Source organism: Streptomyces hundungensis (assembly GCF_003627815.1).
Classification (GTDB): domain Bacteria; phylum Actinomycetota; class Actinomycetes; order Streptomycetales; family Streptomycetaceae; genus Streptomyces; species Streptomyces hundungensis_A.
This window is the reverse complement of record NZ_CP032698.1, coordinates 8,023,032-8,046,027: the sequence shown is the minus strand read 5'-3', so window position 1 is coordinate 8,046,027 and position 22,996 is coordinate 8,023,032. Positions and strand designations below refer to the sequence as shown.

The window sequence follows — 22,996 nt, the reverse complement described above, 5'->3', positions numbered from 1 at the left end:
GGGCACCGAGGGCAATGCAGTTTCGGATCCGGAGCCGTCGGGGCCTTCCGTACGCGGAGTCCGCCGCCCAGGACTTGTCCGGTCGGTCATGTTCGTCCTGGTGCTCTGGGACTTCGCCCCCCTTTCTGAGGCGGGCGCGGCCGGCGGGTCAGTGCGGGCGCCGATCGCTTGCTGATGCGCCGTCACGGCGGTGGAGTCGACCTAGATGTCCCAGTCAATGTCACCCGCCGCGTCGACCTCGGCCTGGACCTGCCCGCCCCTGCCACAACGCCTGTTGCTGACCGGAAGGAACGGCCGCAGCCGGCCTGAGCAGCACCGGACTTCGTACCCCTACCCTGAGCTGATGTACGAGACCGCAGCGGCTCTGGCGACCGCTCGCTGGCCGCAGACCGCATCCACGGAGACGCACTGGTTGCGGGAACTGACCGACGGCAACGGGCTCACCGGGTTCATGCCACCGGCGCTGCCCGACGCGGCCTGGGTGCTCCACTCCATGTACCAACACGAACTCGGGCCCTTCGACATGTCATACGTCGCGTACCGACGCGCCTTCCTCAACAGCAAGGGCAGCGGCTCCGACATCATCCCGGGCCTCGATCCCGCCGAAGTATTTGCTGATCCCTCGGACACCTTCGCGCCGCCCAAAGGCGAGCACCCTGGACCACGGTGGCGCCGCCTGCGCTGGTCAGAGCTGGCTCGGCGGACCGGCGAACCCGTGGCCGAGGAGGGCCGCCTGCCCAGCTACGCGTGCTTCCCTTCGCTCCGCGAGCGGGCCGGCTGGCCCGTAGGCATCACCGGTCCTTCCGAGGGCAGCCTGGACCGTGCCGATTGGAACCGGCTGGTCGAGATCCTCACCATGCACAACCCGCAGGGCGCGGAGACCCGGTGCCTCGCCTACTACACCCCACTGGGGCAAGGAGCCGAAGACTTCGACAATCTGCACGTCCGGTCCGGCCGGCTCGCGGACGCCAAGGCCTTGTACGACCACCCGGAAGAGGAGTGGACGACTCCGTCCAACTTCTGGGCGCAGGACCGCTCCTGGGTCCTGTGCACGGACTACGACCTGTGCGCCACAAAGCTCGCCGGGCCGGCCTCCCTCGTCGAAGCCCTCCTCAACGACTCGGAGTTGGAGGCCATTCGACTGCCCTGGGCCCACTGACTCGACCGCCCGACGCAGAAGGAACCGGGTTGTGGTTAATGGACGGATACGTGCCGGCGCCGGGGCCTGTGTCCGTCGAGGGAACGGACCAGTGGTGGTCCGGTGTCGACGGAACACTCGACGGCTCATGTGCCGGAGGCGCGAAAGGGCCGACCCGGTTCCCCATCATGACCAGCATGACGACGACAAGCGCGAGGCTGATGACGATGAGTGCGAGCCCCACGGGGTTGTGCGGGTTGTAGGCGTACCGGTTGGTCCCCCACTTGCTGCGCTTGAAGACGGGCTCGTAGTCGTTGTTCATGAATGCCCCCTCGACAAGGGCTGCTGAGCCCTGCGAACCACCGACTGCAATGCGCGGTGGCCTCGCGGAAAAAGGTACGACTTCCGAACTTGCCCATGCCAGAGGCCTGGCAGGCACGCACCGAACCCGGGCTCGACCGCATCCCCGCCCAGACCGGGAGGACAGCCCAGCGGGCAGCCCCCTCACACAGACCCCGCCAGCCCCTCTCATGAACCGGAACCCAACCATCAGGAGTACTGCGTTCCCGCGCCAGAACCGACCGGGCCGATTGCGCGGCAGACTGCTGGGTCACGGCGCCTCCGGGGTGCGAGGGCAGCGGCGGCGATCCGGTCTCGCCCTGGCCCGCCCCCCTACAACTCGACCACCCCCAGGCCCCATGCGCACGCTTCATGACGTACTGGGAGGGGGAGAGTTCACAGGGAGCCAGCACGTCAAGAAGATCAGGGGAATCAGGGCGCCATACGAACGGGGGGGTGCGTGTTCTTCAAGCGGTGGCGGACGGAGCGCAGGCTGCGGCAGCGCCTGGCGGAACTTGAGGCGAAGAGAACGACGTTGGAGGGATACCGAGAACAGAAGCGCTGCGACATGACGGAGCAGGACAAGGTCACCGACTACTGCTCTCGAGCAGAGCTAGGTGCGGCGATCGCCAAGGCTCACGCTCGCGGCATGTACCCCATGATGGGCCTGCCTGAGGTGCTGGTTGCCGTCACGGTCACACCGTTCGTCACAGCGGTAGCCAGCCAGCTGGGGACCGACTTGGGCGGGCGCATACGAGAGGCCTTGCCACCCCTCTTGAGCCGTATCCCCAGACCCGCGATCCTGCGCAGAGGAACCAGTCCCCGTAGCCCCTCTTCTCTCAGCGTCACGTCGGAAAATGGTTCCCGGATTGAGATAAGCGACTGGACACCGGTCGCGGCGTTGACCGCGCTGCCTCAGATCGACTTCTCGGGACTGGACGGGCTCGGAGACGTACCGGCAACCGTCCGCTGGATCTCTGATCGTTGGCACGCCGTCACCATCAAGGACGGGATGATTGTTGATGCTTCCTGGGACCCGAGGTCCCGTGAATGGAATACGCATCCCAGCTTTGGCCCGTGACGGACCAGGCAACAGCGTGTGTGACCGAGTGTGCAGGGAGCCCGGCCCCAGAACTACCGGGCATGGGCTAGGGAGTTGACCGATGGGTCACCGCGGTCCGGCTGCGTCGAGGGTGTCGCTCGTGGAAGGGCGATCAGAACCGGAGGTGCGGGAGGGTGAACTCAGGCAGGGCATAAGGGCCGGCCTGGGGTGCCGCCGGGTCGGCCGGCAAGTCGGCTCCGGGAATGTCGAGGGCGTGGGGTTCCGCGTTGTCGACGGGCGTGTAGTCGAGTACCGCTGGATCTGGAAGTTCCCCAGAAACGGCGTGTGTTGGCGGATACGGCGTACACGGTGGTGAAGCGTGTGGACGGCGGAGCGGTGAGCGCAGCTCGAATGTAGCCGATGGCGTCGCGCGGGCTGAGCCACGTCGCCAGATGCCGGGGCTCGGTCGGCTGGGGTTCGAAGCTGCCGATGCGCAGGCAGATGACGGACAGGCCGAACTTGTCGGCGTAGAGCTGCCCGAGAGCCTCGACGGCCGCCTTGCTCACCCCATACAGGCCGTCGGGCCGTAGGGGCTCCTGCGGCCTCGTGACGTGCCCGACGGGGTAGAAGCCGGTCACGCGGTTGCTGCTGGCCAGCACCACCCGCTCGATGCCCGTTCGCCGTGCCGCCTCCAGGACGTGGTGGGTGCCGAGCACATTGGCGTCGAGAAGATCCGCGAGAGGGGCTTCGTCTGGCACACCTCCCAGATGGAGTACCTGATCGGCACCTGCGAGTGCCGATTCCACGGCGGCCGCGTCGCGCAGATCGACGGTGTGCGCGTCCTCGTTGTCGGCCTCCGGCCGCAGCGGCACCCGGTCAAGAAGAATCACGCGCGTCGCTTCATCCCGAAGTGCCTCGCGTACGACGGACCCGATGTTCCCCGCCGCGCCCGTCACCGCCACCGTTCCCAGCCGCACTACGCCTCCCCAGCCGATCTCCTCTTCCGCATCCTCGACGTTGTACATCCACCGATCAAGCAAACGGCCCGCGCAATTCAGCCATCGCGGACGTCCAGGCTGAGCTCCTTCCTGTTCCTTGAGGTCGCCTTCGCGTGCGGCGGACGATTCAGAGACTTTCGCTGGCCGTGCGTCGGCGCACGTAGGTCATCAGTTTGTCCAGCAACTCCATGAGCGTGGTGCGTTCGTGCGGCGACACACCGCTGACGAGGGTGGCCTCGCGGCCGAGTACCGCGTCGACGGATCGTTCGATAAGGGCGTGGCCCTCGGCCGTGAGCTTCACCTGGACGGTTCTGCGACCGGTGGCCCCGGGCGCTCGCTGGACCAGGCCGTCGCGTTCGGCGCGGGTGAGGCGCTGGGAGATCGCCCCCGCGGTCACCAGCGTCCGCTCTGCGATCTCTCGGGTACTGAGGACGTAGGGCGGCCCGGAGCGGCGGAGGACGGACAGCAGGTCGAGGGTGGCGGCGTCGATGCCGGCCTCTCGTAGCACCCGGTTGCGGTCGTCGGCGAAGAGCTTGGCCAGTTGCCAGATGGGGGTCAACGCCGCCGGCGGCTTGTCCCAAGCAACCTCTGATGAAGGATCAGCCCTGGCCGCCCTGCTCGCCCAGTGGCACGCCAACCTGGCGCAGAACCTGCTCACCGCGGTGCTGACCACGGCCTCCGTACAGGACAAGCTCACGCGTGGCAGCTCCATCATCAGCATCGGCTCGATCGGCGCCGAGCGCCGAGGCGGATCCTACGGAGCGGCCAAAGCCGCTGTGGGTGCGTGGAACGCTTCGCTGTCGGCGGAGCTCGCCCCGAAGGACGTCACCTGCAACGTCATCTCCGCGGGCTACGTCGCCGACACCAACTTCTTCCACGGTCAGCTGAGCGACGAACGCCGTCGCGCGCTTGTGGAGGAGACGCACAACAAGCGACCGGGCACGGTTGACGACATCGCTCAGACGGCCTACTTCCTCGCCTCCCAAGGAGCCCGTCACATCACCGGCCAAACCATCCACGTGAACGGTGGTGCCTACACGACGCGGTAGTGCCAGTCGGCCCCTCCTCGAAACGACACTCCCCAACTCGGTTAGCCGGGACGGAAACTGGCGGTCAGTCAGGCGGTCTTCGTCCGACCGCGTGCTCCTACCACAGTCCTTGTGATCGGACGGAGGCCGTGAGGCGGATCCGCTACGTGGAACTTCGCCCGGCGAGGAGGCGACCGTGGACCGTGCCGTCCCTCGGTTACGTACCGAAGACTCCGGTCGGGTGGACCTGCCGACTTCGCGCGGTGTCCGCCCCGCACCCGGGAAGGGCAGTACAACCCAGTCGGCCCGCCCAGGGCCGACGCCTGAAGGAGCACCCCATGACTGCTGACACCCAGGGCCGCGTTCTCGACCTGGCCACCAGCCTGGCCGACTCGATCAGGTCCGCCGGCGCGGGCGCGCCCATCACCCAGGACATGGTGAACCAGCCCAACGCCATCGCCATCACCCAGAACTCGGCGTCGGTCTCCGACAACCCTGACAGGGCTGAAAGTGCTGCCAGGGGCGACAGCGGTGATAGCGGCGACAGCATCGGCAAGATCGGGATCTGACGCGCCCCAGTCCATCCCCAGCGGCCACCCGCCAACGATGGCCCCGGCCCGAGAACTCTGCGCCATCGGCTACGCGGACTCGCCGTCCGTCAGATAGCGCCTACTGAGACGGGTGAAGGCCGTAGGACGGGGGCGGTGCGGGAGGAACTCCTTGATCCGCAGGGCGCATTCGCGCGCGCTCAGCGTGCTGGTGTCGCACTCCAGATCGTAGTCACCATGGCTGTGCACCAGTTCGTACTGCTGCGCCGCGAGGCCCGGCGGCCGGTCGCCCCGGGCGAGTTCGCGGCGGGCCAGTTCGTCCGGAAGACAGTGGATTCCGACGAACAGCACGTCCTCGGGCCGCAGCACCGTCAAGCAGTCGAACAGCCGCCACGGCTCACTCAGCACATGATCGACGACGACATCTTTGCCCACCTCGGACATGGCGGCGATCGCACGGTGAAAACCCATCCGGGTACGCCTCAGCGCGGCGTCGAGCTCCGCGGCCCCGAGCTCCCGCTTGCTGCGCATCGCGTTGAAGGCGTCGACTGCCAGGTGGAAGAAGACGCCCTCGTCCAGGACGTCCAGAAGCTCCCGCGCGATGCTCGACTTTCCTGAGCTGGATGTGCCGTTGAGGAAGATGATCCGGCCAGGTGTCATCGCAGCATGGTGACACGGTGCTGCCGGGGCGGCGATGCCCGTGGAATGGACGGTCGGACGGTCTCGGTACGTGTTGTGGTTCTCCTGGGCTTGAGATGTGCTGGGGATGCTGGCCTAGGGCTGAGCGTGCTGGGGATGGCGACGCAAGGCTGAGCGTGCTGGGGACGTCGGCGCAAGGCTGGGCGACATCGCCGCCTCGCCCCGCCGTACAGCTGCGCGACAGCACCGCCCAGCCCTGGCGTATGGCTGCGCGACAGCACCGCCCAGCCCCGCCGTACGCCTGCGCGACAGCAGCGCCCAGCCCCCGTCGGCCGTACGGCGACAGCACCGTCCCGCCGCCACCCTGGCCGACCGCTCCGACCGCCCCCATCCGCCCCGATAACCGCCCGATACCGCCCGCACCACGAAAGCGGCCCTCGGTCGACTCTCGGCTAGGCTCAGCACTCTGTGCGTACTCCGCCGAGCGGTCGGGGGGCGGTTCGAAGGGAGTCGGGTGAGGGCGGCGCGGGCGTTGGCAACGCTGGACGAGGTCGAGCTCGGGGATCACGTCTGTTGGCGTATGGACCCTGACGCGGCGCTCCTGGGGGGAGCGCGCGGTTTCGTGGCCGACGGCGCCCTGTACGGAGACAAGATCGTCGTCATCGGTGGCGTCGGCGAGGCCCCCGACGCTCCCCGGCCCGCCATGCCGCCGACCTGGGTCGTCCTCGACTTCTCGCAGGCCGCGAACACCTCCGCGGTCCTGGCTGCGGTGCGCCGTGAAGCGCGTACCGCGGTACGCGAAGGGTTCCGTTCCGTACGGGTCCTCACCGAGCGAGCGCCCACGGTGGCCGCCGACAGGGTGGAAGACCTGCTGGAGCAGGAGCTCAAGCTCGACCAGTTCGCGTCCGAGAGCGGCGCGATCGTGGTCTGCGCCTACAGGCCGTCGCAGTGGAACGAGCCTACGCTGGAACATATGGCATGTGTGCACCCTCACGAAGTGGGCACACGCGCTGAGCGCCCGGCCTTCCGGATGTTCAGCACGGGCGCCGACAGATGGAGCGTGGACGGCGTGATCGACTCGGAAGGCGCGTCGGCATTCAACGCGGCGCTACGCGCGGCGATCGCGCAGGCCCCCACGATCACGCTGCGGTTCGACACCCTGGACATGATCGACGCCGCCGGGATGCACGCCCTCGTCGATGCGGCCCGAAGCATGCCGGCCCGCCGCATCCTCGTGGAGGGCGCCAACGAAACCGTGCGCCTGTGCTGGGAACTCGCCGGCTACGAAGCAGCCGACCGCTCGGTGGTGATGGGCGCATGAGCATCTCCGCGACGTCCAAGACGTCCACCGGTCAGGAATCCACCTTCCAGCACGCGCTGTACCCGTATCGAGGGGACGCACAGTTCCTGGCGGGCACCCTCGGCTTCATCCGCGAGGCGCTCACAGCGGGTGAGGCGATCATCATCGCCGTCCCTTCCGACAAGGCATCGCTCCTACGCGATGAACTCCCCGACGAACCGGCCGTCAGATTCGTCGAGACATCGACCGCCGGCGCCAATCCCGGGCGGCACATCGCGGCCTGGACGGCCTGGATGAGCCAACACGGCGAGGAGGGGCGACCGGTCCGCGGCATCGGCGAAACCGCTTGGCGCCAGGCGCGCAACGCGGCACACCTCTCCGAGCTGCGCTACAACGAATGGCTGCTCAATCGCGCCTTCGCCAGCAGCCCGGCATGGTCGATGCTGTGCCCCTACGACGCTGGCGACGAGGACCCGGCCGCGCTGCGGTCCGTTGCGCGTTGCCATCCGCTGATCCACCAGGACGGGCAGTCACTACCCAACGACGGATATCTCGGCGCCGACGACTACGCCTTCGACGCCCTGCCCGACGCGTGCGATCCGTACCAGGAACTGGTCTACACGAGCGGTGACCTGTCCGCGGTGCGGTCGAAGGTGTCCCAGTGTGCTTCCGACGCGGGTGTGCGCGAAGATCAGTTGCCCAAGCTGGCGGTGGCCGTCACGGAGATCGCCACGAACAGCATCCGGCACGGTGGAGGTCAGGGAACTTTGCGCACCTGGGCACAGGACGCGACGTTCCTGTGCGAGTTCCGGGACTCGGGATTCATCTCCGACACGATGGTCGGCCGCGTCCGCCCCGCCGCCGATCAGATCGGAGGCCGCGGCCTCTGGCTCGCCCACCAGCTGTGCGATCTCGTCGAGATCCGGTCCACGCCCGATCAGGGCACCACCGTGCGCCTCCATATGGACATCCCTCGATGAAAGGACGATCGAGGGGGGGACATCGCAAAGGGCCGATAGGGGCGCACGGTCGTCAGACCGGCTCGGATAGCCTGCGCGAATGAACAGGACCCAGCGAGCCGCTGGCGCGATCGTCGGATCGGCGGTGGGCGACGCACTTGGCGGCCCCTTCGAGTTCGGCCCCCAGGGCGCCTTCTCAGCGCGCTTCCCCGTGCCGGGTGCCGGGGGCGAGATGCGCGGAGGCGGGGGCTGGGAGCCCGGCGAGGCAACCGACGACACGCAGATGGCCGTCCTGGTCGCGGAGTCACTGCTGGAGCGGGGCGGACTGGACCTGCCGGATGTCTTCGCCCGTTTCCAGCGGTGGGCGACGTCCGAACCGAAGGACATCGGCCTCCAGACCGAAGACGTCCTGACCAACGGCATGCCCTGGGACCGCGCTGCCGCGGTCCACTTCCAGGGCAACCAACGAGCAGCGGGAAACGGATCGTTGATGCGGGCTTCGACCTCCGCGGTCCATTTCGCGGCCGCCGGACAGGAAGCCACCATGGAGGCGGCCCGCCGCATCGCGGCGCTCACCCATGGCGACCGGGCCGCCTGGGAAGGCACCGCGATCTTCCACGAACTCATCCGCGTCACGTTCGAGGACGCCGACCCCCTCGCCGCGCTCCCGGACATCCTGACGCTGGTCCACCCCGAGCACCGCGCCCGATACGCCACCGTCCTTGCCCCCGACTGGCACCCCGACCAAGCGACCGAGTTCAACGGTGCGGTCTGGCCCTGCCTGGGCTCGGCCGTCTGGGCCCTACGCACCACCACCGGTTACGAAGACGCGATACGCGCGGCGATCGACCTAGGCGGCGACACGGACACCGTCGCCGCGGTGACCGGTGGCCTCGCGGGGGCGTACTACGGGCTGGACGCGATCCCCGCCCACTGGACCCGGCCGCTCCACGTCCCCCTCCCCGGTTTCGACGGACGGGTCCTGCACCTGGCGGATCTGCTCGACCTTGCCCACCGTCTCGGAGCGGGCCGCTGACGGGACGGGTACCCAGGGCGGTCCCCGTCTGTGTCACCCGAAAAGCAGCCCCGGCTCACGCACTTCTCCCGGCAGCGGCGGCGAGTTGCCGGCCGTCGAATTGCGTGAAACGCTGGAAAAGCATCCGAATGCCCGGATCGGAGGTTTCCGATGCGTCTCGGACCCTTGAGTGGCTTCGTGGCCGTTGTTCTGATCGCCGTCGCATTCGGTGTGGGGGGAGATACGCCGGGTGTCGGTGATTCCGGACAGCAGATCAGAATGTTCTTCCACGAGCACGACACACAGCAGACGATTTCGCTCTACTTGCTGTTCGTGGCAGGTGTCTTTCTGATTTTCTTCGCCGGCACTCTGCGACATCACCTCGCTGAAGCCGACCGGCACGGCTGGCTGCCCCAAGTCGCCTTCGCCGGGGCCATATTGTCGACCGGGGGCTTCTGGATCGCGTCGGGCGTGACGCTCGCGCTGGTCGACGTGAGCGACAAACCGCAAGTCGCCGGTGCGGCCTTCCAGGCGATGAATGCCGTCGCCAATGACCTCTTCATCCCCTTCGTCGGCGGAATCGGCATCATGCTGCTCGCGGCGGGTCTGGACGCGGCGCGCACCGGAATTCCCTTGCCACGCTGGATGGGCTGGGCCGGAATCGTGCTCGGTGTCCTGATGTTCATTCCGTGGGTGAGTTTCTTTGCCTTCCTGGTGTCGGGGCTGTGGATCATCATCGCCAGCGTGCTGCTCGCCCGGCGGCCGAGTGCCCCTATTGCCCCTACCGTGCCGACCCCGAACGCCTCGGCACCCTGAGGCTTCCGCACGCCGCACACCTGGCCGGCTGAATGCCGACCCGGGACACCGATACCTCGCCCGGGTGGCCGCCAGCCGTTCCGCCCCGGGTCCCGACCCCCGTGCACGACTCTCGTCGGTGTCGGTGTCGGTATCGTGGGGCTCAACACGCGCCCGGACTATGGGACTTGACCGATCCCGCAGGACCCCGGCCGCTGAGCCGGATCGCGGAGGACGGCCCGGACACCACAGTGTCCCGTCACATGATGGCCCGTCACATTGTGACCCGGACGTCAGCGCGAACAAGCCAAGCCTCCTCGTTCGGGCGGCCTCGCACCCACCTGCCGGTTGTGGAGGGGGCGTCCCGCGCACGCCAGGCATCCGTCGACGGCGAAGCAGGCCGCCAGGACGTCCCCCGGGACGAACGGTTACAGTGCGCGCGACGTCAGTCAGCTTGTTAGAGAAGGGGAAGCGTGACCGCCACCAGCGAAGCCCGATCCGGGGACGGAGCGGCGCATGCGACCGGGCAGAACCTGGTGCGCCGCCTGATGCGCTACCTCCCCTTGGTCGCCCCCATCCTGCTCTGGACCGTGCCCTGTTGGGTGCTGCTGTACACCGGCCAGCGCTGGCCGCTTCCCGTGGCCCTGGGCGGCACCCTCCTGTTCGCGCTCGGTCTGATCACCATGCCGCTCGCGATGGCGCGCGGCCACGGCCCGCGGCGGCAGGACTGGGCGGCGATCGTCGGGGACACCCTCCTCGGGGCGAGTTGGGTGCTGTTCACCTGGTCCGTCCTGCTGGGTGTCCTGCTGCGCCTCGCCCTGACCGTGGCCGACGCCGGTGACGGTCGGAGCCGGGCCCGGATCGTGACTTGGGCGATCCTCGGCACAGCTGCGGTGCTGCTCGCCTGGGGGTACGCAGAGGCCCGCCGCATACCCCGAGTGCGCCGACTCGACGTACAACTCCCGCGCCTGGGAGCCGAGTTGGACGGCACGCGCGTCGTCCTCATCACTGACACCCACTACGGTCCGCTCGACCGCGCCCGCTGGTCCGCGCGGGTCTGCGAGACGGTCAACTCCCTGCGAGCCGACCTGGTCTGCCACACCGGCGACATCGCGGACGGTACGGCCGAACGCCGTCGCGCCCAGGCCGCCCCGCTCGGCACCATCGAGGCCACTGGGGCCCGGGTCTACGTCACCGGCAACCACGAGTACTACAGCGAGGCCCAAGGCTGGGTCGATCTGATGGGCGAGCTGGGCTGGGAGGCGCTGCGCAACCGTCACCTTCTGCTCGAACGCGGCGGTGACACTCTGGTGGTCGCCGGCGTGGACGACGTCACCGCCGAGGCGTCCGGTCTCGCCGGGCACCGCGCGCACCTGGCGGCGGCGCTGCAAGGCGCCGACTCCAGCCACCCCGTCCTGCTTCTGGCGCACCAGCCCAAGTTCGTCGACCGGGCGGCGGCCCGCGGCGTCGACCTCCAGCTCTCCGGACACACCCACGGCGGCCAGATCTGGCCCTTCCACCACCTGGTCCGCATCGACCAGCCCGCGCTCGCGGGCCTCAGCCGCCACGGCGACCGCACCCTGCTTTACACGAGCCGCGGCACCGGCTTCTGGGGCCCGCCGTTCCGCATCTTCGCCCCGAGCGAGATCACCCTGCTCGTGCTCCGCTCCCCGCAGCGGCAACCTGCGCCGTAACGCGGGGTCGGCCCAGCCATCGCGCACGCCCCGACTCGACCGGGTCCCCCCGTCAGGACACCGAACCGCTTCGTCGCCCGGCACTGCGGCGGACCGTCGTGACGACCCGCCCCAGCCAGCCCAGCACCAGGCCAAGACCGATGATCACCAGGCAGGCATGCGCCGCCATCCAGGACCCGGTGCTGACAGCGCGTGCAAAGGAGGCCACCCAAGGCCCCGCATCTCCGAGGTCCCACACGGGCCGCTGAGGGAAATCGGCACTGGCGATCTCATTCAGACACCAACTGGCCCCAGCAAGCAGCGCCAGGCAGCAGGCCGCGATCGCGAGCCTTCCCAGAACCGGACGTCGCTGCAAGATCTGTCCCATGCCACTCCCCCTTCGGCGGCGCCCACTATACGGATACGGGCCGCCGAGTCGGGGTCACCGCCGGTCCCGGTCCCGGTCCGGGCCCGGGTCGCGCAGAGGCGGGGACTCGACGGTGGAGACCACGCGGACGAGGGACGGCGCGGAAGGGGCCGAACCGAAGCCGAAACGCACGGGTGGGGAGACGGGGGCCAGCGGGCCGAGGTCGTTGCCGTCGAGCCGAGCTTGGGCAGTCACGATCGGCCGCAGGTCGACGGCCGCGTACCACTGACGACATCCCGGACGAGAACTCCCCCGCGTCCGGACCCCGGCCATCAGACGGGCGGGTACGTCCGCCATGGCCGCCCAGAGCGGCCTTCTGGCCAGCGGTCGCGGAACCGCCCGCAGGGCAAGACCCAGAGGGCCCCGGCGCCCGACGGCGAATCGCAACTCCAGGGGGCCCGCCGCGACGTCCCACACCCCGTCGCTCACGTCCACGCTCACCGCAACACACCGGACCTCATCGAAGTGGTAGACGGCGGAGACATATGCGGCCGTCTCGACGGTCGGGGCCAGGAGCACCCGCCAGCCGTCGGGCCGCTCCAGCATCACGTCGCTGAACGAGCCGAATGGGGAACGCGGCCAGTGGCCCACCACGACACGCGTGCCCGAACCCGTTCCCACAGCGGCGATCCAACCGTCAAAAGTCAGCCGTTCCATATCCACCCCGCCTGCATACCGCACACGCCTCCCTATCCCGCCTCCGGCACCCCGACCCGTTCGCGCCTCGCTGTTTCATCGCTATTTCAACGCCTGCCGCAACAGTGGGACGGACAAGAAGCCGAACGGCTCATCGTGCGCCTGCCACGTCCCTTGCACGTGTCTGCGGGCACGCGTCCCCAGCGAGCAGACGGGTGCGTCCGTGAATGATCTTTTGCACAAGCTGGTCTCCGCCGCCATCGCCGGCGCGCTGATCGCTCTGGTCGGGTACCTCAGCGCGAACGCGCGCAGGCGGAGGGCCGCCCGCGAGGAGGCCGCCGCGGCGGCGCGAACCGGGGGCCCGGCGCAGGAAGTACTGCGCCAGGCACGGGAGTTGGACCGCAGTCGCGACGAGCTGGCTGCGCAGGGCAGGGGGCCGGAGGCGCTCGCCCGCGCCGGTGAGGCCGCCGAGGCCTGGCGCGTCCTTGCCGAGACCTGGCCCGGACGGTTCCGCGCAGAACGCAGGGATGCTTTGCTGCGGCAGGGTGCACTCCTCGACGCGGCAGGACAGACGCACCAGGCGGCTCGGATCCGCCAGGACGCCGCCGGTCTCTCCTGACCGAAGTCCTAACCGGTCTCTCCTGACCGAACGCGGACACCAGCGCTGTCCACCACGAGCCGGTCCCGGCCTCGCCGGACCACTCCCCCAGCAGGGGCACAGGCCGGCACAAGCGACTCGCACCGGGACAGCCCCCTCGTGGACGAGCCACGCGCGCGGAGGCCGGCCGTGGCCGCCCCGGGACCGCACCCACCCTCGGCAGGTGACAAGCCGGCCTACCCATCTTCGGACACACGCACCTTCACCCAGGGGGATCTCCATGAGCCAGGACCAGGACGCCATCGCGCACATCCGTTCCGAACGGCCGACCGCGGACGCTGCCGCACTCGCCGCCCAGTGCGGCCTGGGCGACTGGGTCGACACCTTGGCCACGAATCAGGGCTGGAGATGGAGGAAGTCGCAGGACGCGAGGCTCTACTTCTTCACGGGCGGCTTGGTGGTGACGATGCCGGAGGGCTACCTGTCCGCGTACGACTGGGAAACCGTGCGCGTGCTGCAATACCGCCGCACCATCAACGGTGTCAACGCGGAGGCATGTTCCGTTCTGATCGATCCGGCGGGGAGCGCCCTGAACATAGGCTTCGGCAGAGCCCCCGTGTTCAAGGCCGACAAGACGGCTCTCGGTATCACCTCATGGGTGAACGGTCCCGGGTTCCTCTACCCCCACATGTGGGGCGACCACATTCAAACGTGCGTCACCCGTGCGCAGTTGGGCAAGACACTCGCGCGCATCCAGCGCGGTGAGCGGATCACTTTCGGCCCTTACACGGTCGATCAGCACGGCGTCTCGGACAAGAAGTACTCGGCCGCCTGGACGGAGATCATCGAGATCGGGTTCACTCTCGGCTCCTTCATGTTCAACGGCCGTCAGAGGAGGTCGACGGTCCCGGGCTCCGCGCATGCATACGTCATCCCCAATCTGGACCTTTTCGTGAAGCTGTGCCACCAGCTGAGCCCCAACGTGAAGGGCTGACGTCGCCGCCCGGCAACAGCCGCTGTTGCTGCACGACCTCGCGGAATCGTCCCCCGCCGACGATCACCGTGTGTTCGGATGTGACAGGCGAGACAGCAGCGGAGGGAGTACGTGATGGGTAGGGCTCTGATCATCTGCACGTCGGTTTCGCACGGGAACACGCGCAAGGTCGCCGAGGCGATGGGCGAGGTGTTGGAGGCGCCCGTCGTGGCACCGGAAGAGGTCGACGGCATGGAGGGCTATGGCCTCATCGGCTTCGGTTCGGGAATCTTCTTGCACAGGTTCCACCAGCAGCTTCGTGAGTTCGTCTCCGCACTCCCCCGGCAGCAGGGGCGTGCGTTCGTGTTCGCGACGAGCGGTCTGCCCGCGCCTCGTCTCGGCCCGATGGTGCGACTGTTGCAGGGCAAGGGCTTCGAGGTGACCGACACGTTCTCCTGCCGTGGTTTCGACACCTGGGCGCCGTTCAAGCCGGTGGGTGGAATCCGCAAGGGGCGCCCGGACGACAGTGATCTCGCGGCGGCCCGGTCGTTCGCGACGGGACTGAAGCGCACCGTCTGACGCCCCGCCCCGTCCCGTCCCGCCCCATCCGGGCCGGCCGGCCACCCGAGCGCCTAAACGCCTGGACACCTACACGCCTGGGACCGTGCCTCCAAAAATCAGGCGACCTCCAGGGGACCGCCTCCCGACGGAACGGGTAGGAGCGGCGTAACCACCCGCTACCGAGGGAGAAGCCCCGTGACCAGCGATGACCTGATGTCCCGGATCACCCGGCTCGAGGCGCAACTCGCACAACCCACACCGGCCCCCATGGGCGGACAGGTCAGCATTCCGCTCGACCCCATCCGCCACCACGTCTACACGGGCGACGGCGGCCCCTGCACCACCGAGCTCTTCGGCCAGCAGTGCGCCGAACCCGCCGATCGCCACGAACGCCCGCACCCCGCGTAGTCACGGGTGGGCCGGGCGTCCCGGTACCGGATTTCATCCTGGCCGACATCAGCTGCCAACACCCGTACGGCCAAAAGGAGTTACTGCCATCGGCAGCGAGGAGGCGGGGCGTCCAGGACCTGAGGGCCGCTGTGTCACGGCGTACCTGTAGCGACGCGTGAGGTAACAATGGGTCGGCAGGACTGGTCCCGCTCCGGCGGCGCCCGTCCGGCCGGTTCCAGTTGGAGCTCCCTCTTCGCACAGGAGAACATTTCGTGAACGCTCGGCCCTTGACCCTGATGGCAGTGCACGCCCACCCCGATGACGAGGCCACCAGCACGGGAGGAATTCTCGCCCGTTACGCGGCAGAAGGCATGCGTACGGTCCTGGTGACCTGTACCGACGGCGGGTGCGGAGACGGGCCCGGAGGAGCCAAACCGGGAGAGCCCGGGCATGATCCGGCTGCCATCGCGGCGATGCGGCGTGAGGAACTCGAGGCGAGCTGCGCCATCCTGAAGATCAGTCATCTGGAGATGCTGGACTACGCCGATTCCGGAATGATGGGCTGGCCCACCAATGACGCCCCCGGATCGTTCTGGCAGACACCGGTGGAGGAGGGCGCGGCCCGTCTCGCGGAGCTCATACGGCATTACGAACCGGATGTGGTCGTCACCTATGATGAGAACGGGTTCTATGGCCACCCGGACCACATCCAAGCCAACCGCATCACCATGGCGGCGCTCGCTCTGACCGCCCGGACGCCGAAGGTGTACTGGACGACGGCTCCCCGCGCGATGATGCAGCGGTTCGGCGAAGTCATGCGCGAGTTCGATCCGAGCGCTCCGGAGCCGGATCCCGCCGAGGCCGCCGCGATGGCGAAGATCGGGCTCCCGGACGAGGAGATCACCACATGGGTGGACATCTCGGCGTTCGGCGCCCAGAAATTCGACGCGCTGGCAGCGCACGCGAGTCAGGGGGAGAACATCTTCTTCCTGAGGATGGGCCAGGAAAGGTTCACGGAACTGATGGGCGTCGAGACCTTCGTACGCGTCCAGGACAGCACCGGAGCGGCCCTGCCCGAGAACGACCTGTTCGCCGGTCTGCGCTGACCCCCCGGCCCTTTTAGGCCTGGCAGCGTCGCGCGCGGCCCGCCGCCCGGCGGCCCGCATCCGAGCCGCCCGGCGGCGGGCCGCGCGCCGGTAAGGAGTCACCCGGGGCAGACATCTGCGGGCCGAGGGTGGGGCGCGGAGGCAAAGACGGAGGCAGAGGCGGAGGCGATCGGACAGGATGGATGCCATGAAGACCATCGCCTTCCCTCAGACCGAACTGCGGGCTTCCAACGTCGTCCTGGGACTGATGCGCATCGCCGAACTCGAAGACGAGGCCATCCGCACCCTGTACGGCAGCGCACGGGACGCCGGGATCAACGTTTTCGATCACGCCGACATCTACGGGCCGTCGCGCCACGCGTGTGAGGAGCGCTTCGGAGAGGCCGTCAAACTCTCCGCCGCAGACCGCGAGTCGATCGTCATCCAGAGCAAGGTCGGCATCCGGCCGGGCTTCTTCGACTTCTCCCGGGAGCACATCGTGCGTACCGTCGAGGAGTCCCTGGCGGCCCTGCGCACCGACTATCTCGACGTACTCCTGCTGCACCGTCCCGACACCCTCGTCGAACCCGCGGAGGTGGCGGCGGCCTTCGACGAGTTGCACGCGGCCGGGAAGGTGGTGAACTTCGGGGTCTCCAACCACACCCCCGGACAGATCAGCCTGCTCAAGACAGCGGTTCAGCAGCCGCTGGTGGCCAATCAGGTGCAACTGAGCATCACGCACTGCCCGTTGATCGCCTCGGGGATCGCGGCGAACATGGGCGGACTCGACCAGTCGCTCGACCGCGACAACGGGCTGCTCGACTACGCGCGGTTGCACGGCATCACGCTGCAAGCATGGTCACCGTTCCAGAAGGGATTCTTCGACGGGGTCTTCATCGGCGACACCGAGCACTACCCGGAGCTCAACTCGGCCCTGGACGAACTGGCGACGAAGTACGGGGTGACCCCGACGGGTATCGCCGTCGCATGGATCACCCGCCATCCGGCGAACATGCAGGTGGTACTCGGTACCACCAACCCGGGCCGGGTGGCCGAGTCCGCAGCCGGCTCAGAGATCCCGCTCACCCGCGAGGAGTGGTACCGCCTCTTCAGCGCGGCCGGCCACGTCATTCCCTGAGCGGATTGTCGGAAGCGGGGAACTCGGGCGCGTAACGGCTGCCCTCAGTTGCACACTCGGTTGGCCGCGAGACGGTGGAGCGATTGCCATTGACGGCTCCCCGGGCCTTCCCAGTGCCGCCCGAGCCTGAGGGCGCCGGGGCCGGGCGGGGCGGTCTGCCCGCCCGGTCCATGAGACCGGCCCGGCACCCGCCGAACCGGTCCGTACGGTCCGTACCCCCGCTGCTTCGTCCCCTCGCGGTAGTCAGCTTCCCGTGCTGTGCAGGTTCTCGCGGACCTTGGCGATGGCGAAGCCCCACCCCTGCTGGACGGTGGGCTTGGCGGGTACGGCGATTTCGTCGGGGTTGGTCAGCACGTCGAGGAGGACGGGTCCGGGCTCGGCGAAGGCGCGCTGGACCGCCTCGGCCAGGTCCTCGGCGCGCTCCACTCGGATGCCCTTGATGCCGAGTGCCTCGGCGACCGCGGCGAAGTCCGGGTTGTCCAGGACGGTGCCGAACTCAGGGAGCCCCGCCTGTTCCTGTTCGAGCTTCACCATGCCCAGGCGCTGGTTGTCGAAGACGACGAGCTTGATGGGCAGTCGTTCGGTGTGGATGGTCATGAGGTCGCCGAGCAGCATCGACAGGCCGCCGTCGCCGCAGAACGCGACAGTTTGCCGGTCGCGGTCGAGGAGCTGGGCGCCGATGGCCTGCGGCATCGCGTTGGCCATGGAACCGAGGTTGTAGGAGCCGATGAGTCGGCGGCTGCCGCGCATCTCGACGAAGCGGGAGAGCCAGACCGTGGCCATCCCGGTGTCGGAGGTGAAAATGGCGTTGTCGTCGGCCGCGGCGTCCACCGCGGCGGCGAGCGCCTCGGGGCGTACGAGATGGTCCCGGTTGTCGAAGGCCGAACGGACCTTGCCGATCAGGCCCTTGTCGTGGCCGGGGGCGGCGAGGCGACGCTGTCCGTCCTGCCAGTCGGCGAACTTCTCGCGCGCGGCGTCGAGGTGCTTCCGGTCCTCGCGGGCGGCGACGCGCTCCAGGAGCCCGCGCACGGTGGGGCCGACGTCGGCGGCGAGCGCCACGTCGACGGGTACGCGCCGTCCGATGTGTTCGGCGACGCGGTCGACCTGGACGACCTTCTTGCCCTCGGGATACCACTCGCGGTAGGGGAAGTCGGTGCCCAGCAGGACCAGGGTGTCGGCGTGGTCCATGGCGTGGGCGGCGGCCGGGTTGCCGATCAGGCCGGTCTGGCCGACCTGGAAGGGGTTGTCGTCCTCGAAGCCTTCCTTGGCTTTGAGGGTGACCACCATGGGCGCGGCGAGCCGGTCGGCGAGGGCGAGGACGTCGTCGCGGGAGGTGCGGGCCCCGCGGCCGACGAGCAGGGTGACGTTCCCGCCGTCGTCGATGAGGCGGGCGGCCTCGTCGAGGGCGGGGTCGTCGGGCCGGTTCTCGGAGCGGGCGACGGAGAGCCGCACCGGGCGGTCGGCCGGCAGTTTCTGGTCGCCGATGTCGCCGGGAACGGTGAGGACGGCGACGCCCCGGCGCCCGATGGCGGTGCGCACGGCGACCTCCAGGAGAGCCGGCAGCTGTTCGGGCGAGGTGACGGTGGCGCGGAAGACGGCGACGTCCTTGAAGAGCAGGTCGTTGTCGACTTCCTGGAAGTAGTCGGTGCCGACCTCGGAGAGGGGGACCTGCCCGGCGATGGCGAGCACGGGCGTGCCGCTCTTGGCCGCGTCGTACAGGCCGTTGAGCAGGTGCACGGCGCCGGGTCCCACGGTGCCCATGCACACGCCGAGCGTGTCGGTGAGCTGCGACTGTGCTCCGGCGGCGAACGCGGCTGCCTCTTCGTGGCGGCAGCCGACCCAGGTGAGGTTCTTGGAGGTCCGGATGGCGTCGGTGAACGGGTTGAGCGCATCACCGACGACACCGAAGACGTGCCGCACGCCGAGTTCCTCCAGCGCGTCGGTGAAGAGGCGGGCGACGGTACGAGACATGAGTGCGTGACCTTTCTGTGGGCCGCCGGCTTGCGGGATCCGGCCTGCGGCGTCTTTCGGGGATGCTGGTGTCGGGTTCACATGACCCGTGAGTCCGACGCGAACGCTCCACCGGACTGAGGGTGGGCAGGACGCCCGGGGTGTTCAGCCGGTGAAGCTGTCCGGGTCGGCTGCCTTCCAGTCGGCGGCCCACCCCGTGGGCGGGTCCACGATCAGCTCGCCGGGCTTCAGCCATTCGTAGAGCTCCGCGTACGAGCGGAAGTCGTCGGCGTCGGTGGCGCGGCGGCGCACCAGGTGCGGGCCGAGATCACCGGGGCCGGAGGCCCCCATCGCGGCCATGATCTGCAAGGCGCTGGAGACGGTCGCCTCCTGGTAGCGGCGGACCCGTTCGGACTTGTCGACGACGTCGAGGGCACGGGCCCGGCGCGGGTCCTGGGTGGTGACGCCGGTGGGGCAGCGGTTGGTGTGACAGCGCTGGGCCTGGATGCAGCCGACGGCGAACATCATGGCGCGGGCCGCGTTCGTCCAGTCGGCGCCCATGGCGAGGCGCTTGACGATGTCCGCGCCCGTGGCGACCTTGCCGCTGGCGCCGACCCGGATGCGGTCGCGCAGCCCGGCGCCGACCAGCGCGTTGTGGACGGTGATCAGCCCTTCGGTGAGCGGCATGCCCAGGTGGTCGGCGAACTCCAGCGGGGCGGCGCCGGTGCCGCCTTCGGCGCCGTCGACGATGATGAAGTCCGGGGTGATGTCCTCGGCGAGCATCGCCTTGCACACGGCGAGGAACTGCACGCGGGAGCCGGGACACAGCTTGAAGCCGACCGGTTTGCCGTCGGCGAGCTCCCGCATCCGGGCCAGGAACCGCACCAGCTCGCGTGGAGTGCCGAAGGCTCGATGGTACGGCGGCGAGATGACCGTCTCACCTTCCGGGACGCCACGGACCTGAGCGATCTCGCTGTTGACCTTGCTACCGGGCAGCACGCCGCCGATGCCGGGTTTGGCACCCTGGGAAAGCTTGAGGGATACGCACTTGACGGCCGGATGGGCCGCCTTCTCGCGGAACTTGTCCGGGTCGAAGTCGCCGTCCTTGGTGCGGCAGCCGAAGTATCCGGTGCCGATCTCCCAGATGATGTCGCCGCCGGGCTTCAGGTGGTACTCGGACAGACCGCCCTCGCCGGTGTCATGGGCGAAGCCTCCGCGTGCCGCCCCCGTGTTGAGGGCGAGGACCGCGTTGCCGGAGAGGGAGCCGAAGCTCATCGCGGAGACGTTGAGCAGCGCCATGTCGTACGGGCGGGTGCAGTCCGGACCGCCGACGCGCACGCGCGGCGGGTGCTTCGGCATGTCGACCGGATGCATCGACGGCACCAGGAACTCGTAGCCGCGGCTGTACATGTCGCGCTCGCTGCCGAAGGGCTCCTCCGCGTCCACGCCCTTGGCCCGCTCGTAGACGATGCTGCGGGTGTCGCGGTCGTAGGGGCGGCCGTCGTAATTGCGCTCCACGAAGTACTGCTGGAGTTCGGGGCGGATCGCCTCCAGGAGGAAACGGGCGTGCCCGAGCACCGGGTAGTTGCGCAACACCGAGTGGCGCCGTTGCAGCAGGTCGTAGCAGCCGACCAGCGCGAGGACACCTATGAGGAAGCCCGCGAACCACCACCAGGGCGAGACGACAACCGCCGAGACCATGGCCGCGGCGGCACACACAATGAGCAGGGCTACGGCCCCAAAACGCACCATGAGTGACCGCGTATCCGGGATCGGGCCATTCATGTACGCCCAACGGCTCCTGATGGACCACAGCCCAGGCCGGGCCACCGTCCTCGCAGGCGCGATCGCCTTCCCCGGCACCACCCGCCAAAGGTCCCTACAGGTGCCTTTGGGCGCACAGGATGTACGAGCTGTCCTTCGGCGTGAACTGCCGGTGGGACTCGTCACCCGGGTAGGTGCCGATCACGGACTTGGTGGGCCATCCGGGCACCGAGACCGGGGAACAGGTGGCGGCAGGGTCGTCGAAGCGCCTGAGGACCTGCCACAGCTCCGTCCCCGGGGCCTGCTTTTCGTCGCACTCGGCGGGAGACCAGTTCGAGTTCGAGCTGGTGAGCGCGAAGCACTGGCCCTGCTTGATGTTCTTCATCGTGTAGGGGGTGGTATCGAGGAGGTGGTCGTGGACGTAGTTCCAGATCGGTTGATGAAAGAACAGGGCAACCAGGACGACCAGCACCAAGAACCCGACGGCGCTGTCGCTGTTGCTCTTCGTGCTGCCGGCCCCGGGGGCCGCGGGTCCGGCCGCCTTCACGGCTTTGATGGGCCTGGGCGCGGGGACGCCTGCGGGTTTGGCGGGCCCGGGAGCGTCGGTTCCTGCGGCCTTGGCGGGCCCGCGAGCAGGGGCCCCTGCCGCCTTGACGGGTCCGCGAGCGGGGTCTTTTGCCGCCTTGGCGGCCATCAGCTCCTTGATCGTCGGCGCCGTCTTCTGCTTCGGCGCCGTCTTCTGTTTCGGCGCCCTCTTCTGTTTCGGCGCCGTGGTTTCCTCGCTCGCCCGCAGGACGTTCGCCGCCTGGTCGGCGGTCATGCGCTGCTCAGGGTCCTTGACCGTGAACCCCTTGATGACGCGGGCCAACCGTCTGCTCGCTCGCGCCGGTGCGGGGAGTTCGTCCAGCAGGACCGCCGAGAGGCTGGCCATTCCGGAGCCCCGGTCGAACGGGGAGACGCCCTCGGTCGCGTGGTAGAGCGTCACCCCGAGCGAGAAGAAGTCGGAGGCCGGGGTGGCCGGCTTACCGCGGGCCCGCTCGGGGGCTATGTACTCCAGGGAGCCGATGACGAGGTCCTGCCCGGTCATCGGGGACTGGCCGGCCTGCTTGGCGATGCCGAAGTCGGTGAGCATCACCGTGCCGTCCTCGGCGAGCATGATGTTGGCGGGCTTGACGTCCCGGTGCATGATGTCGGCCCGGTGGCAGGCAGCCAGAGCCGCCACCATCGCGAGCGCCACCCGCTCACCCAACTCCTCGTCAACGGGGCCGCTTTGGCGGATCTCCTCGGCCAGGGAACGCCCCGCGACGTACTGCATGACCGTCCACGGCACACCACGCTCGACAACCACGTCGTGCACGGCGACTACGTTGGGATGGTCTCGCAACTGGGCGGCGTGACGGGCCTCCCAGGCCGCGCGCTCCACGCGTTCGGCGGTCTCCTCGGAAGTGCTGCCCGGTGGGACGTACACCTCCTTGATGGCGACGTTGACGTTCAGCTGGTGATCGCGGGCGAGCCAGACCCGGCCGAATCCACCGGAGCCCAAGGGTGAGGTGAGCTGGTAGCGGCCGGCGGCCAGGACCAGGCCCGGGGTGGCCGCGGTGGGCGGAACGCCCCGGGGCGGCGGCAGTACGGACAACAGATCCCCCCGATCGCTGGTGTACGTACGGTGGCTGAGCACCGTCCAGCAGGCTACGTCGGGCACGGCGCGTACGAGGGTGGAATCGAGTCCTTGGCCTGCCCGCCTTCAGCGGGTTGTGCGGGCCCAAGTAGCGGTCAGGGGCCGCGTGCCGGCTGCCGGCGGCACCGGGCCAGATCGTCCGAGCCGAGCGGGTCGATCCCGGCCCGACCACCTCGGGCGCCCTGAAGGTGTTTGGTGGCCCACTCCCCTGACACCTCGGTATATCCGCGCCGCCCTCTCCCCTTTGCTTGTCGTATACCGACGGCAGATCACGCCGAACCCCTCAAGAAAAGTCGGCGAGAACGATGAGGGAATTTCCCTC

General features: G+C 68.8%; 23 protein-coding genes. 15 read left to right on the top strand and 8 right to left on the bottom strand.

The features are described from left to right. Window positions 1-343 precede the first annotated feature (343 nt). A complete protein-coding gene (locus tag DWB77_RS35800; protein WP_120726767.1) occupies window positions 344-1,159 on the top strand; it encodes a hypothetical protein in 816 nt (271 codons plus the stop codon). A 778-nt stretch (window positions 1,160-1,937) separates the two neighbouring features. Next, the gene (locus tag DWB77_RS35790) at window positions 1,938-2,558 is read left to right on the top strand and encodes a hypothetical protein (RefSeq protein ID WP_120726763.1); all 621 of its coding nucleotides are present in this window, start codon (window positions 1,938-1,940) and stop codon (window positions 2,556-2,558) included. Between the two features lie 161 nt (window positions 2,559-2,719). On the opposite strand, the gene DWB77_RS35785 is transcribed toward DWB77_RS35790, so the two are convergent. Both DWB77_RS35785 and DWB77_RS35780 read right to left on the bottom strand, forming a co-directional pair. After that, a complete protein-coding gene (locus tag DWB77_RS35785) occupies window positions 2,720-3,544 on the bottom strand; it encodes an NAD-dependent epimerase/dehydratase family protein (protein ID WP_246033756.1) in 825 nt (274 codons plus the stop codon). Between the two features lie 100 nt (window positions 3,545-3,644). Then, on the bottom strand, window positions 3,645-4,175 hold the full coding sequence (locus tag DWB77_RS35780; RefSeq protein ID WP_428985175.1) for a MarR family winged helix-turn-helix transcriptional regulator: 531 nt from the start codon (window positions 4,173-4,175) through the stop codon (window positions 3,645-3,647). Here DWB77_RS35780 and DWB77_RS35775 point away from each other — a divergent pair. Beyond that, a complete protein-coding gene (locus DWB77_RS35775; protein ID WP_246033755.1) occupies window positions 4,066-4,566 on the top strand; it encodes an SDR family NAD(P)-dependent oxidoreductase in 501 nt (166 codons plus the stop codon). The two genes, DWB77_RS35780 and DWB77_RS35775, sit on opposite strands and share 110 nt — an antisense overlap. A 317-nt stretch (window positions 4,567-4,883) precedes the next feature. Continuing rightward, complete coding sequence (locus DWB77_RS35770) at window positions 4,884-5,114, top strand: hypothetical protein (RefSeq protein ID WP_120726757.1); 231 nt, start codon at window positions 4,884-4,886, stop codon at window positions 5,112-5,114. 69 nt (window positions 5,115-5,183) lie between these two features. Here DWB77_RS35770 and DWB77_RS35765 read toward each other — a convergent pair whose 3' ends face one another. Continuing rightward, window positions 5,184-5,753: a chloramphenicol phosphotransferase CPT family protein gene (locus DWB77_RS35765; RefSeq protein WP_120726755.1), complete on the bottom strand. Its 570-nt coding sequence runs from the start codon at window positions 5,751-5,753 to the stop codon at window positions 5,184-5,186. A 493-nt stretch (window positions 5,754-6,246) separates the two neighbouring features. Between DWB77_RS35765 and DWB77_RS35760 the strand changes: the two genes are divergently transcribed. The 5 genes from DWB77_RS35760 to DWB77_RS35740 all read left to right on the top strand — a co-directional run bounded on the left by DWB77_RS35760 (window position 6,247) and on the right by DWB77_RS35740 (window position 11,495). Then, window positions 6,247-7,053 carry an MEDS domain-containing protein gene (locus DWB77_RS35760; protein WP_120726753.1) on the top strand — a complete coding sequence of 269 codons (807 nt, stop codon included), beginning with the start codon at window positions 6,247-6,249 and terminating at the stop codon, window positions 7,051-7,053. Further along, on the top strand, window positions 7,050-8,012 hold the full coding sequence (locus DWB77_RS35755; protein ID WP_120726750.1) for a sensor histidine kinase: 963 nt from the start codon (window positions 7,050-7,052) through the stop codon (window positions 8,010-8,012). The genes DWB77_RS35760 and DWB77_RS35755 overlap by 4 nt, the downstream gene beginning before the upstream one ends. Before the next feature lie 79 nt (window positions 8,013-8,091). Further along, on the top strand, window positions 8,092-9,027 hold the full coding sequence (locus DWB77_RS35750) for an ADP-ribosylglycohydrolase family protein (protein WP_120726749.1): 936 nt from the start codon (window positions 8,092-8,094) through the stop codon (window positions 9,025-9,027). A 177-nt stretch (window positions 9,028-9,204) separates the two neighbouring features. Then, window positions 9,205-9,822, top strand: coding sequence for a hypothetical protein (locus DWB77_RS35745; RefSeq protein ID WP_162952688.1), 618 nt, complete (start codon window positions 9,205-9,207; stop codon window positions 9,820-9,822). 452 nt (window positions 9,823-10,274) lie between these two features. Then, a complete protein-coding gene (locus tag DWB77_RS35740; RefSeq protein ID WP_120726745.1) occupies window positions 10,275-11,495 on the top strand; it encodes a metallophosphoesterase in 1,221 nt (406 codons plus the stop codon). 52 nt (window positions 11,496-11,547) lie between these two features. On the opposite strand, the gene DWB77_RS38095 is transcribed toward DWB77_RS35740, so the two are convergent. Continuing rightward, entirely contained in the window at window positions 11,548-11,862 is a 315-nt protein-coding gene (locus DWB77_RS38095; protein WP_162952687.1) for a hypothetical protein, read from the bottom strand. A 54-nt stretch (window positions 11,863-11,916) separates the two neighbouring features. Continuing rightward, window positions 11,917-12,564: a hypothetical protein gene (locus DWB77_RS35735; protein ID WP_120726743.1), complete on the bottom strand. Its 648-nt coding sequence runs from the start codon at window positions 12,562-12,564 to the stop codon at window positions 11,917-11,919. Between the two features lie 196 nt (window positions 12,565-12,760). Here DWB77_RS35735 and DWB77_RS35730 point away from each other — a divergent pair, with 196 nt between their 5' ends. From DWB77_RS35730 to DWB77_RS35705, 6 genes are all read left to right on the top strand, one after another. Further along, window positions 12,761-13,156 carry a hypothetical protein gene (locus tag DWB77_RS35730; protein WP_120726741.1) on the top strand — a complete coding sequence of 132 codons (396 nt, stop codon included), beginning with the start codon at window positions 12,761-12,763 and terminating at the stop codon, window positions 13,154-13,156. Between the two features lie 259 nt (window positions 13,157-13,415). Continuing rightward, a complete protein-coding gene (locus DWB77_RS35725) occupies window positions 13,416-14,129 on the top strand; it encodes a hypothetical protein (protein WP_120726739.1) in 714 nt (237 codons plus the stop codon). A gap of 114 nt (window positions 14,130-14,243) precedes the next feature. Then, window positions 14,244-14,687 carry a flavodoxin family protein gene (locus tag DWB77_RS35720; RefSeq protein ID WP_120726737.1) on the top strand — a complete coding sequence of 148 codons (444 nt, stop codon included), beginning with the start codon at window positions 14,244-14,246 and terminating at the stop codon, window positions 14,685-14,687. 177 nt (window positions 14,688-14,864) lie between these two features. Beyond that, a complete protein-coding gene (locus tag DWB77_RS35715) occupies window positions 14,865-15,077 on the top strand; it encodes a hypothetical protein (protein WP_120726735.1) in 213 nt (70 codons plus the stop codon). 254 nt (window positions 15,078-15,331) lie between these two features. Next, on the top strand, window positions 15,332-16,165 hold the full coding sequence (locus tag DWB77_RS35710) for a PIG-L family deacetylase (RefSeq protein ID WP_120726733.1): 834 nt from the start codon (window positions 15,332-15,334) through the stop codon (window positions 16,163-16,165). A 187-nt stretch (window positions 16,166-16,352) separates the two neighbouring features. Then, window positions 16,353-17,282, top strand: coding sequence for an aldo/keto reductase (locus tag DWB77_RS35705; RefSeq protein ID WP_120726731.1), 930 nt, complete (start codon window positions 16,353-16,355; stop codon window positions 17,280-17,282). Window positions 17,283-17,525: 243 nt separating this feature from the next. On the opposite strand, the gene DWB77_RS35700 is transcribed toward DWB77_RS35705, so the two are convergent. The 3 genes from DWB77_RS35700 to DWB77_RS35690 form a co-directional block, all read right to left on the bottom strand. Next, window positions 17,526-19,253 carry a thiamine pyrophosphate-dependent enzyme gene (locus DWB77_RS35700; RefSeq protein ID WP_120726729.1) on the bottom strand — a complete coding sequence of 576 codons (1,728 nt, stop codon included), beginning with the start codon at window positions 19,251-19,253 and terminating at the stop codon, window positions 17,526-17,528. A gap of 144 nt (window positions 19,254-19,397) precedes the next feature. Continuing rightward, window positions 19,398-20,984, bottom strand: coding sequence for an FMN-binding glutamate synthase family protein (locus DWB77_RS35695; protein ID WP_120726727.1), 1,587 nt, complete (start codon window positions 20,982-20,984; stop codon window positions 19,398-19,400). 127 nt (window positions 20,985-21,111) lie between these two features. Beyond that, entirely contained in the window at window positions 21,112-22,698 is a 1,587-nt protein-coding gene (locus tag DWB77_RS35690; protein WP_120726725.1) for a serine/threonine-protein kinase, read from the bottom strand. Window positions 22,699-22,996: the final 298 nt, after the last annotated feature.

Coding starts and splice junctions, on each gene's coding strand:
- DWB77_RS35800 (WP_120726767.1), top strand. CDS start 344: ATGTACGAGACCGCAGCGGCTCTGGCGACCGCTCGCTGGCCGCAGACC.
- DWB77_RS35785 (WP_246033756.1), bottom strand. CDS start 3,544: ATGTACAACGTCGAGGATGCGGAAGAGGAGATCGGCTGGGGAGGCGTA.
- DWB77_RS35775 (WP_246033755.1), top strand. CDS start 4,066: ATGGGGGTCAACGCCGCCGGCGGCTTGTCCCAAGCAACCTCTGATGAA.
- DWB77_RS35770 (WP_120726757.1), top strand. CDS start 4,884: ATGACTGCTGACACCCAGGGCCGCGTTCTCGACCTGGCCACCAGCCTG.
- DWB77_RS35765 (WP_120726755.1), bottom strand. CDS start 5,753: ATGACACCTGGCCGGATCATCTTCCTCAACGGCACATCCAGCTCAGGA.
- DWB77_RS35755 (WP_120726750.1), top strand. CDS start 7,050: ATGAGCATCTCCGCGACGTCCAAGACGTCCACCGGTCAGGAATCCACC.
- DWB77_RS35750 (WP_120726749.1), top strand. CDS start 8,092: ATGAACAGGACCCAGCGAGCCGCTGGCGCGATCGTCGGATCGGCGGTG.
- DWB77_RS38095 (WP_162952687.1), bottom strand. CDS start 11,862: ATGGGACAGATCTTGCAGCGACGTCCGGTTCTGGGAAGGCTCGCGATC.
- DWB77_RS35725 (WP_120726739.1), top strand. CDS start 13,416: ATGAGCCAGGACCAGGACGCCATCGCGCACATCCGTTCCGAACGGCCG.
- DWB77_RS35720 (WP_120726737.1), top strand. CDS start 14,244: ATGGGTAGGGCTCTGATCATCTGCACGTCGGTTTCGCACGGGAACACG.
- DWB77_RS35705 (WP_120726731.1), top strand. CDS start 16,353: ATGAAGACCATCGCCTTCCCTCAGACCGAACTGCGGGCTTCCAACGTC.
- DWB77_RS35700 (WP_120726729.1), bottom strand. CDS start 19,253: ATGTCTCGTACCGTCGCCCGCCTCTTCACCGACGCGCTGGAGGAACTC.
- DWB77_RS35695 (WP_120726727.1), bottom strand. CDS start 20,984: ATGGTGCGTTTTGGGGCCGTAGCCCTGCTCATTGTGTGTGCCGCCGCG.